Raw genomic sequence first — 10,886 nt, 5'->3', positions numbered from 1 at the left:
ATTGCCCACCAAAGGTAACAAATTTAATAAGAACTATGAGAAATTTCAGAAACCTGGATATTTGGAAAAAAAGTATGAATTTGGTGACAAATATTTATAAAACCACCGCTACTTTGCCCGACACCGAGAAATTTGGTTTAATTTCACAAATGCAACGCTGTGCCGTTTCTATTCCTTCCAACATAGCCGAAGGATGTAGCCGTAGCAGCGAAAAAGAATACAAACGATTTCTTGAGATAGCTCAAGGTTCCTCTTTTGAACTTGAAACTCAATTATTAATTTGTAAGGCAGTCAACCACCTAACAAGCGAAAAAGTCGAGGTATTGGTCGATGAGGTACACCAGGTCCAAAGGCAAATCAATGGGCTCATATCTACCATAAAAACCTCATTGCGGAAGAAACGTTAGCTTTTCTGTTCTTGGTGTAGGTTTAGCCTTTCTATTCTTCGAGGAGGTTTAGCTTTTAGCCTTTCTGTTCTTGGTGGAGCCTTTAGCCTTTCTGTTCTTGGTGTGGGTTTAGCCTTTAGCTTTTCTGTTCTTCGTGGGGGTTTAGCTGTTAGCCTTTTTGTTCTTCGTGGAGCCTTTAGCCTTTCTGTTCTTCGAGGAGGTTTAGCTGTTGGCCTTTAGCTTTTTTGTTCTTCGTAGAGCCTTTTGGGTCTTCGAGGAGGTTTAGCTGTTAGCTTTTAGCTTTTTTGTTCTTCATGGGGCCTTTAGTTGTTAGTTTTTCTCGTTTTCGCAAATATGATAATCACCACTGAGCAAAAGCTAAAGGCTAAACCTCAACGTAGCTCAAAAAAAGGCTAAAAGCCCCCTACAAACAGCTAAAAAAAGGCTAAAGGCTAATCGTAGCTCAAGCAAAAGCTAAAGGCTAAAAACCATCGTAGCTCAAGCAAAGGCTAAAAGCCCCCTACAAACAGCCAAACAAAAGCTAAAGGCTAATCGTAGCTCAAGCAAAAGCTAAAGGCTAAACCTCAGCGTAGCTCAAGCAAAGGCTAAAAGCCCCCTACAAACAGCCAAACTAAAGCTAAAGGCTAATCGTAGCTCAAGCAAAGGCTAAAAGCTCCCTACAAACAGTTAAACTAAAGCTAAAAGCCCATCACAACTCAAGAAACACCTCCAGCTTCGTCAACAATGTCAGTTGGTTCATTGCCCGATCGAGATTATGCCCAGCATAAGTTGTTTTATAATACACATCACCTTGCAAGTAATCCGTCAAAAAACGCATACCAATCATATAAGGCATGAGCCGGGCACCCAACCACAAACTCTGTTTTTCTACTTCCTGCAACTCAGCTCCCCAAGCCTGTAAATAGCCCTTGGTCAAAGCCTCGAAAATATGTTTGCGTACGATCACACCATCAAGCTGTCGTGCATCCTCAGGTACCGGGCTTACAAAAGTACGTACCATATCGCCAAAGTCATACAACACATAACCAGGCATTACTGTATCGAGATCTATAGCGCAAACCCCTTGATGCGTGTCATTGTGTAGTAGTACATTGTTTACCTTCGTATCATTGTGCAACACCCGCAAAGGCAACATGGGCAATACCTCTGCCACCTGGTTTCTCAGCGTCACCCGTTGTTCTATCAGCCTGATCGCCTCTGCCGCTTTTTCTACCCTTTCGGGGAAAGCTTGAGGCAATGCTTGGGTAAATTGTGTATAACGGTGCGACAAATCGTGGAAACGAGGAATGGTTTCGTGCACCTGGTGCAAGGGCAAAGTACTGAGTTGGCGAGCAAAGCTACCAAAACAACGCGCCGCCTCGTATGCTTGATTTTCGTTTTGTACCTCTTCTATAGTATAAGTATCGGCTATAAAAGTAAGCACCCGCCAACAAAACCCGTCAGAGGCGGTATAATAAGGTTCCCCTTGGCGGGTAAGTACCAGCGTAGGAGTGGTACAACCCTGTTGCTGTAGGTGAGTAGTCACCCGCAAAATATTTTGCATGACCAATGCAGGACGATTAAATACCTGGTGGTTAAACCTTTGTAAAATGTATGTATGTTTGCTTGGCCCCTTGGCGGTTTCCAGGCGATAAGTATCATGAATATGTCCGTTGCCAAAAGGCTGAGCATCTATGAGTTTCCCCGAAAGGGCAAAAACCTTTGCCACCTTGCGTACGAGTGGGGTAGAGGCTAGTTCCATAAATTAGTAGGGTAAACCCCCTGATCAGTCAACGCTTTTAGTTTTTGCATCGCTTCGGGTTTGTCATCCTTGTAAGTCACCCCAATCCAGCGGGCATTGCTGCGCAACACTTTTACTTGAGCGCTTCCATTGGCAATCATCTCACCAAAGGCTTCAGGAATCAAAAATTCAGCTTTGGGGTCGTTTTTATGGGCTTGTACAAATGCCGGAAACTTAGCTTCTAATACATCAAACACCCCTTTACTGCCTCCCCATAAATTCATTGATACCAGGCTGTTGCCGTCAAGTTCTACTTGTTTGCCTGTTTCATCGAAGCAAAAAATGCCTTGCGCGTCTTTCCAGATTTTTTTACGTTCTACAATGTTGGTCAGGTAGCCTACTTCGTTTACCTGACACACCCCCCGCGACACAGTACCATTGTCTGAAAGGGTGTTTTGTAGTACATAGCCTACCAGCGCATATTCAGAGCTGTTCTGAGGCAAATGAGTCAAGTAATTGACTAGTGTAGAAAAAGCCTCTTGTCCATAAAAATCGTCAGCATTGATTACCGCAAAAGTACCCGCTACCTCGTTTTTAGCCGCAAGCAATGCGTGCCCGGTTCCCCAAGGTTTTTTGCGTTGGATAATTTCATCATTCAATTTTATTTCAGTTTCCTGAAAAACATAACATACCTCTATGTTAAGTTGTAGCGGAGCCAACACCTTCTCGCGAAAAGCTTGCTCAAAGTCACGACGAATGACAAATACTACTTTGCCAAAACCACTGCGGGCGGCATCGTACAACGCATAATCCATCAAGGTTTCGCCCGAAACACCCAAACGATCCAGTTGCTTGAGTCCTCCGTAGCGACTGCCCATGCCGGCGGCTAATACAATAAGGGTTGGTTTCATTCAATTGACTATTTGATTAAGTGTAACGAAACTGAGGATTAAATGAGAAATTGACAAAAAATATGTAATAAAAAAGTAAAGGAATACCAATACGCTACAATTTTGTATATTAAACCATGGCTAATTTTTATGACAAAGGTAAGGCAACCTATCTTGAAGAGCTAAGGCAACAAGTGGCAGATTTGTATGCTCAAAAACATCGCATTACGGCTGTGTGGGATTGTGGCGGTGACGAAACCATTGTTCGACTTCTATTAGATGGGCAAGCCCTGTGTGATAGCTACCCGGTACTGTGCGAAAAACTGAGGGACTTGTTGATTGAAAAGCTACAATTGCCCAACACGGGCGAATATTATAACCAAGGCCGTGGTTGGCTTGAACTAGATCAGTATGCCCACGTGTTTGTTTGTTACGATGCCGTAGGGTATCAACGCGATAGTGCAGATGCTACTCCTTTAGAACGGAAGGTCAAGAATGTAACCCTGGCGTTATTTGAAGACTATTTGGGAAAAGCATTTGAGAAAAACTTCCATCAGACTTTTTCGGCAACTTTTGCCCCTGGGGTGACCGTATTGCCTCACAGCAAAATTTTTGCCTTTTCAGGAGGCGATCATCGTTTGCCCGAAATGCTACCCGATTCTTTTTTTACTGCCTTAAAAACATTGACAATGCCTTACTTTACAGAGGCTTACCAAAGCAGGGGAGAGGCTTGGACAAATTTTGAGCCTCAAATATCTTTGCACGGAACCATTGACCATCAAGGAGTAAAAATCGCTCAGGTGCGTACTAGCTTTGTAGAAGTAACCGAGCGAAAAAAATACAGCAAAAAACTATTGATTGGCTGGGAGTTTTAGTGCTTTTTTTTGATACATTTTGTCAGATGCGATCACGTTCCTAAATCAATGATAATTGGGTGCCGGGTAGTTTTACCTTCTCGTGCTTTAGCAACCATGACTTACGCCATAACCCCCCGGCGTAGCCAGTAAGGGTACCATTGCTGCCAATGACCCGATGGCAAGGCACTACAATAGAAATAGGGTTTTGTCCATTAGCACCGCCTACTGCCTGGGCTCCTTTAGGTAGCTCTATAGCTTTGGCTATTTTCTTATAAGTACTTATTTGCCCCAAGGGTATTTGGCACAAAGCCTCCCACACCCGGCGTTGAAACCCCGTACCCTGTGGGTTGAGCAAAAGATCAAATTCCTCACGTTTGCCCATAAAATACTCATCTAGTTGGCTTACACAAGCTTGCAAAACCTTGGGCAAGTGAGGGGCTATAACGTTGGCGGGTGCGTGGGGCAAAACAGTTTCGGTGGCATTGTCTACAAATAAAATAGCTTGTATGCCTGCGTCATTGCCAGTGATTTCCAGTTCGCCAATGGGCGACTGATACATAAATTGGTGCAATTGATCTTCCATCTGTATTGGGTTTTTTGAGAAGGTTGTCGGGTTCTTTTTTACAATTTTGGTCAATTTAGAAGGTAAAAATAAAGAATTAGGTCAAATTTTATCGGATTTGACTCTTTTTACTTGCCCATAAGCGATGTTTGTCATTGTCAGCCACAAGGTTTTAGAAGCTCCAAGGCTGAAGCTACAGGCTACAAATCTTTGCCTGATGGCTGATCACTTTTTTAAACAAAACCAAACCAAATCATCATGATACATTCTTTCATTACTTTACTTGTTACAGTGGTATCTTTACAAACGGCCACCATACCTCCTACTCAAAAAGAAGTGCCGCTCGACAAACGATTTGACTTTTGGGTGGGTAAATGGAACGCTACCTGGAAAAATACAGATGGTAGTATAGGCAAGGCTACCAACGAGATTACCCGTATCTTGAACGGCAAGGTGATCAAAGAAAACTTTATAATTAACGATGATCCAAAAATGAAAGGCTTTCACGGCTTGAGTTTTTCGGTGTACAATCCTCTCAACAAAACCTGGAAACAAACCTGGGTAGATAACCAGGGAGCTTACCTCGATTTTGTAGGAAAGTTTGATGGAAACAAGCGTATTTTTGAGCGATCTTTTACGGGTGCTAAAGGCAAATTTAAGGGTAAAATCATTAAGCAACGCATGGTGTTTTACAACATCAAAGCCGATAGTTTCGATTGGGACTGGGAGTCGTCGCTTGACAAGGGCAAAACCTGGAAGTTGAACTGGAGAATAAAGTATACCAAAGTAAAATAGAGCAAGGCAAATAACCATACTTACCAGAGCGAGCAAACGCTGGTAGGTATGGTATAATTTTTTTAATTAGTAAATATCTGAAAATAAATGCTTTACAAGCTTTCTGTGGAATAGGGAATAGCACCAGTATTCATCGGCATCTAAATACTTGCGACTTGTCGCTAGAACCTAGCCCCTATGCATTACTTCTTCAGCATCGTCTTCAAATCAGCCAATTCGTCTCGCAGACGGGCCGCTTCCATAAAATCGAGGTCTTTGGCTGCCTTTTCCATCGCTTTTTGGGTTGTCTTGATCAGTTTTTGCAAGTCGTCTTGGGTCATATAGCTTACCACTGGGTCGGCAGCCATATTTATAGTATCGGGAGCCGTATAATAGTTTGCCCCTGCTTTCTTGCGCTTGTCCGCAACATTGGTTTGTCCCATAATCGCTTCTTTGCTTTTCTTCACTGTTTTAGGGGTAATGTTGTGTTTTTTGTTGTACTCATCCTGAACCTTGCGACGGCGTTGGGTTTCGTTCATGGCACGTTCCATCGATCCCGTCATTTTATCGGCATACAAAATTACCTTCCCTTTTTCGTTACGAGCTGCCCGTCCTATGGTCTGAATCAGCGAACGTTCGTTGCGTAAAAAGCCTTCTTTGTCAGCGTCTATAATTGCCACCAGCGACACTTCGGGCAAGTCGAGCCCCTCCCGCAGTAAGTTTACCCCAATGAGTACATCTATTTCGCCCAAACGCAACTGGCGCAAAATTTCTACCCGTTCCAGCGGCTTTACATCCGAGTGAATATAAGTACAATTAATGTCCAATCGGTCGAGGTACTTGCTTAGTTCTTCTGCCATGCGTTTGGTCAGGGTAGTCACCAACACCCGCCCATCATCTTTGAGCGTGGCATCTATTTCTTCCAGCAGGTCATCTATTTGGTTGAGGCTGGGGCGCACAAAAATCTCCGGATCGATTACCCCGGTTGGGCGAATCAACTGTTCTACAATGACCCCTTCCGACTTTTCGAGTTCATACTCGGCGGGTGTAGCACTTATATAAATCACCTGATTCATCATGGTTTCAAACTCCTGAAAGTTAAGCGGGCGGTTGTCAAGCGCCGAGGGTAGCCTAAAGCCATAATCTACCAGGTTGGTCTTGCGCGAACGGTCACCCCCATACATGCCGCGTATTTGAGGCAAAGTAACGTGGCTCTCGTCAATGAACAACAAATAATCGTCGGGAAAATAATCGAGCAAGCAGAAAGGGCGCGACCCAGGGTTGCGGCGGTCAAAGTAACGCGAATAGTTTTCTACCCCAGAACAGTAGCCCAGTTCGCGCATCATTTCCAGGTCAAACTCTGTTCTTTCTTTGATTCGCTTGGCTTCTTCTACCCGGTTTTCTTTTTCAAAATACAACACCTGCTTCACCATATCATCCTGTATCTCTTTGATTGCCTGGTGCAATACATCTTGCCCGGTCACAAACAAATTTGCCGGAAATATAGAAATGGCTGTTTCTTCAGATAACTTTTGGTTGGTTTCGGGGTCAATACGGTGGATTGCTTCTACCTCGTCGCCAAAAAAGAAAATTCTAAAAGCAAAATCATCATACGCTACAAAAATGTCAATGGTGTCGCCTTTTACCCTAAAGTTACCCCGCTCAAAACCCGCCTCAGTACGACTATAGAGAATGTCTACCAAAGCAAACAAAAATTTGTTACGGCTTATTTCATCGCCTACCTTTAGGCTGATCACGTTTTTGCCAAACTCCTCTGGGTTGCCAATACCGTAAATACACGATACCGAAGCCACCACCAATACATCGCGCCTGCCCGACAACAAAGCTGAGGTGGCACTCAGGCGAAGCTTTTCTATTTCGCTGTTGATAGACAAATCCTTTTCGATATAAGTACCTGTAGTAGGCAAAAATGCTTCAGGTTGGTAATAATCATAATAAGAAATAAAGTACTCAACGGCATTGTCGGGAAAAAACTGTTTGAACTCGCCGTATAACTGTGCTGCCAGGGTTTTGTTATGGCTGAGCACCAAAGTAGGACGGTTGAGTTGGGCTACCACATTGGCAGCAGTAAATGTTTTACCCGAACCAGTTACCCCCAGTAGGGTTTGTGCTTTTTCACCGTTTTTTATTCCATGAATCAATTGTTCGATTGCCTTAGGCTGGTCGCCCATTGGTTCAAAATCAGATACTAATTTATACATACTAAAGGTGTTGGTTTTGCTTGCTAAAAGTGCATTAGCAAATATACTGTTTTTTAACACATACCAAAAGTATAAAAACCGCAAAAAGTATCAGTACATCGAGCAAGTCAATGGCTTGGTAGATAGAGGATTATCAGTTGTGTTGGTTTTAACAGAAAGGGTTTTGTATAATTATTTTAATAAAAAATCCGATAAAAAGTGAAAACAGGTTGAAACACTACGTATTTTTTGTAATTTTGTTTACTAAAAAGTTTGATTTTATATAGTAAAGGCATTTTATTTTTAATAGAAAAACTATAGCAACTACTGCTTTCATTTTGATTGATACAGTGTGCTAACTTACATTACCTTGAAAGCAAACATTTTTTGTGTTGACCCTGAGGGCAAGACATTGGCATGAGGGAGTACAATCAGGCTTGTGAGAATTTTATTAAAATAATGCCTCAATTTATTTAAAATTAAGCCCTGCGTTATTAATAATTAACTTACCTGTGCCTCCTAACACAAAGCAGGCAAAATGCATAAGGTAAGGTCTTGAAAATGTTGACTAAATGAATGAACTGATTAATGAAAAAGTGCAAATAAAGAGGTGTATTTCGATCGATCATCTTTGAATTATACCTTTTTTTTGGGTAAGTATTACCCATTAATCTTCGTTTTCGGGGCTTTTACCACACAAGAAAGGTTACTCGTAGAAACTATTCTATAGCTAATCTTTTTTGTTGTACTTTTGTCATAGGTACAGTGTCTAAAATTTCATTGAAATTATGAATCGAAAACAGCAAAATGATTATGAGCAATTAGCTTCTATTTTGGAAAATATTCGGTCTATGGACGAAGAAAAACCAAAAAAAGAAGTACAAGCTCCTCCAATCAAAAGTACCAGCAAGCATAAAGGCCACAAATCTGCATAACAAAGATTTGAAAAACTCTGAATCAGGTGCTTTTATCTAAAACAAAACAAATAAAACGTATTACCCAAAGTAGAGTATCTACTTTGGGTTTTTTAGTTGACTTTAAATAAACTCTAATTAATAGAAGTTGTAAGGTACAAGCGACAAGTCTTGAGATGCCGATGTATATCGGTGCTTCAAGTGCTAGTTATACTCACACCTGAAATATACAAATAACTGGAAGTTAAGCTTTTACAGTTTATATGCTGCAACTTGGGTTAATTATTAGATTAGAAGTACAAGTGGTAGGGAATGTCCAGAGTATGGTCTCAGTGCCGAAACCAAAGCGAACATGAAGCCTTTTAGGAGAAGTAGTTTAGTTACCAAGGGGTGGGGATAACGCAGCTTTGAGTTACTAAATCAATAAATTATCAAAACTGTTAGACGAGGGCAAACGATTATGCGCCACCTCGGTCATCTCAAGGTGCAAACGCTCAAACTCATAGCAAATTTCTCCGCTGGTATCCACATTGAGTTCTGCATCAAGCGCCAATGCTTTTTCTTTAAAAATAGCCTCTTTGTCATAAGTACAAGTAAGCATCATGAGCACGTCAAACATAGACTGATCCACCAAGCGTGGGTTCCACCAATACAAATAGGTTTTAAGCGGCTTTACGTCATCTATCAAAACTTTGATTTGACGTTCAGGACGAATTTGTTGGTGAATGCGGTGAAAAATAGCCTTGAGTACATAACGTTCTACATTTTTGCGGCGAATCTTCTCATTTTCCAGCGACAAACGCAGCTTCCGTACGGCCGGAATGCTATAAAACAGCGTAGACAGCGACAAAGGCACCCCAGCACTTAGCAATAATACCTGAGTGGGCACGCTCCCACTGAGTAGGTAAAACAATCCCCCAAAGACAAAAGGAGCAGTGGCAGCTATGCGAAAGTTCCAACGGTTGAGTGCTTTGATCTTTTTTTCTAAATCTTCTCCCTTCCATTCTTTTTCTGCCAGAGGGCGTTCCCATATTTTCAGGCTTTCGCTAATGTCAACCGCTTCGTTGGAAGGTTTGGCAAACTGGGCAAATTTATAAATAATGACCCCTTGAGTAGTGATCTCCACCTCCCCCTCGTAGTTAGCCAGCAGTTGTACTGCTTCAGTTTCTGCCTGACGAATACTCCATCCGGTAAGTTGGATAAGCTCCGCAATCACTATTTGCCCCTGGTTGTTGCGTATATAGTTCAATATCAGCTTTTCGGTCAACCAGCGATCTTTGAGTTGGTCAGTAATACCTGCGATATGTGCGACAGTTTTTCTGAGCCAACCCCCTTTAGTATTGGGTGGTGTCTGTAGCCATTGGGTAAACCAGCGCTTTAGGCGATTTTCGCCAGCGTCAAAATCAAAAATGTAAAGAAGTTCATTATTTTCGTTGGTTTCGAGGCGGCAAGGATACCGCCTGAGCAGCAGAGATAGGGTATATGCTACCCAACGGGTAGAAAGTCCGGTAGCAAGTACAATATCTTCTATAGAATGTTTTTGTTGGGGAGCCTTTAAAAGTGCTTGTTTGATCAGTTTTTTAAATAATCTTTCGTTATATGCAATCTCTTTTACTTTATATTTCATAATGCTTGGACTCACTCAACAATTCTCAAATAAAAATAAAAGTTATATGGTTTGTGCCTCCCATAATTCAACTACAATACCAGTTCATTTAATAAAAAATAAATTGACCATAAGTGTTTGATAGTCAGTAATATAGTTGGATTTGTTTTAATTACACAAAAAAACGAGCCATCGAAAGTTGTACATGAGCGTGCAAGTAGTGTTCGTAAGCGAACAGCTGACCGAACGTTTTACCAAATAAAAAACGTTTAGTAAAGCGGAAAAAATAAGATGTGCCAATAAAACAAAATATTTGTTGAGTGAGCGAGTCAAAAAACCTTTGCATAGCCCAAAGCTATGGAACTGTTTTTTGAGGAAGTCCACTCGGCAAAGATACCGTTTTATGGCTCAGATTATTTTTGTAGGTTTACTTATTTGTATAAATACACTTACTATTGACTCTGAAACAGTATAAAGTGTAGATTTTTATTTTTGTTCATACCACCTGTTTTATTGACATCCTACATGAAATACATTATTTCTTTTACCTTTGTAATACTATGGTCATGCGGCACATTGTATGCCCAAGAGCAAGCTCCTTTGTTTAAGTATCACCCTGCTAAAAAGAAGAAAGTGGCAACCACTGCCACAGGCAAAAAAGCCATAGCAAAGAAAAAAGTCAAGCTTACCCTTACTGAACGTTACCGCCAAAAAATGAATCACCTTAAACACAGCAAAGCTGCCCCCAAGAGCAAAGCCCGGATTCGACGTAAAAATGATTGAGTGGGCATAAAAGCAAACTCCCCGTCAATTTGTATTGACGAGGAGTTTGTTTTTTATACATAGTATTTTATACCTGACAGATTTCCAAAACCTGTCAAGAACTGTGTTAAAAATCAAATTTTTCTCCAAATAAAATTTGTTATTACCCTTTGTTGAGTTGATAATCATCTTG

10 protein-coding genes are annotated in these 10,886 nt (G+C 41.5%); 5 read left to right on the top strand and 5 right to left on the bottom strand.

What is annotated here, in order from left to right:
- The first annotated feature begins 35 nt into the window (after positions 1-35).
- A complete protein-coding gene (locus tag Q0954_RS23135) occupies positions 36-407 on the top strand; it encodes a four helix bundle protein (protein WP_299460927.1) in 372 nt (123 codons plus the stop codon).
- 688 nt (positions 408-1,095) lie between these two features.
- Here the strand turns inward: Q0954_RS23135 and Q0954_RS23130 are convergent.
- Entirely contained in the window at positions 1,096-2,148 is a 1,053-nt protein-coding gene (locus Q0954_RS23130; protein ID WP_299460925.1) for an aminoglycoside phosphotransferase family protein, read from the bottom strand.
- A complete protein-coding gene (locus tag Q0954_RS23125; protein ID WP_299460923.1) occupies positions 2,139-3,038 on the bottom strand; it encodes an NTP transferase domain-containing protein in 900 nt (299 codons plus the stop codon). Before Q0954_RS23125 ends, Q0954_RS23130 begins: the two co-directional genes overlap by 10 nt.
- A 116-nt stretch (positions 3,039-3,154) precedes the next feature.
- On the opposite strand from Q0954_RS23125, the gene Q0954_RS23120 reads away from it, so the two are divergent.
- Complete coding sequence (locus tag Q0954_RS23120; RefSeq protein WP_299460921.1) at positions 3,155-3,892, top strand: hypothetical protein; 738 nt, start codon at positions 3,155-3,157, stop codon at positions 3,890-3,892.
- A gap of 40 nt (positions 3,893-3,932) precedes the next feature.
- On the opposite strand, the gene Q0954_RS23115 is transcribed toward Q0954_RS23120, so the two are convergent.
- Positions 3,933-4,457 (bottom strand): methylated-DNA--[protein]-cysteine S-methyltransferase, encoded by a 525-nt coding sequence (locus Q0954_RS23115; RefSeq protein ID WP_299460918.1) that lies wholly within the window; start codon positions 4,455-4,457, stop codon positions 3,933-3,935.
- 237 nt (positions 4,458-4,694) lie between these two features.
- Between Q0954_RS23115 and Q0954_RS23110 the strand changes: the two genes are divergently transcribed.
- Positions 4,695-5,231, top strand: coding sequence for a hypothetical protein (locus Q0954_RS23110; protein WP_299460916.1), 537 nt, complete (start codon positions 4,695-4,697; stop codon positions 5,229-5,231).
- Between the two features lie 182 nt (positions 5,232-5,413).
- Here Q0954_RS23110 and uvrB read toward each other — a convergent pair whose 3' ends face one another.
- Entirely contained in the window at positions 5,414-7,432 is a 2,019-nt protein-coding gene (uvrB, locus tag Q0954_RS23105) for an excinuclease ABC subunit UvrB (protein ID WP_299460914.1), read from the bottom strand.
- Between the two features lie 767 nt (positions 7,433-8,199).
- Between uvrB and Q0954_RS23100 the strand changes: the two genes are divergently transcribed.
- Positions 8,200-8,346, top strand: a complete 147-nt coding sequence (locus Q0954_RS23100) for a hypothetical protein (protein ID WP_002703117.1) — start codon at positions 8,200-8,202, stop codon at positions 8,344-8,346.
- A 394-nt stretch (positions 8,347-8,740) separates the two neighbouring features.
- Here the strand turns inward: Q0954_RS23100 and Q0954_RS23095 are convergent, their stop codons facing one another.
- Positions 8,741-9,952, bottom strand: coding sequence for a hypothetical protein (locus tag Q0954_RS23095; protein ID WP_299460911.1), 1,212 nt, complete (start codon positions 9,950-9,952; stop codon positions 8,741-8,743).
- A gap of 504 nt (positions 9,953-10,456) precedes the next feature.
- Between Q0954_RS23095 and Q0954_RS23090 the strand changes: the two genes are divergently transcribed.
- On the top strand, positions 10,457-10,714 hold the full coding sequence (locus Q0954_RS23090) for a hypothetical protein (protein WP_299460909.1): 258 nt from the start codon (positions 10,457-10,459) through the stop codon (positions 10,712-10,714).
- The last annotated feature ends 172 nt before the right edge of the window (positions 10,715-10,886 follow it).

It is taken from the genome of uncultured Microscilla sp., assembly GCF_947493425.1.
Classification (GTDB): domain Bacteria; phylum Bacteroidota; class Bacteroidia; order Cytophagales; family Microscillaceae; genus Microscilla.
The sequence above is the reverse complement of the archived record's forward strand: the minus strand, read 5'-3'. Positions and strand labels throughout refer to the sequence as shown.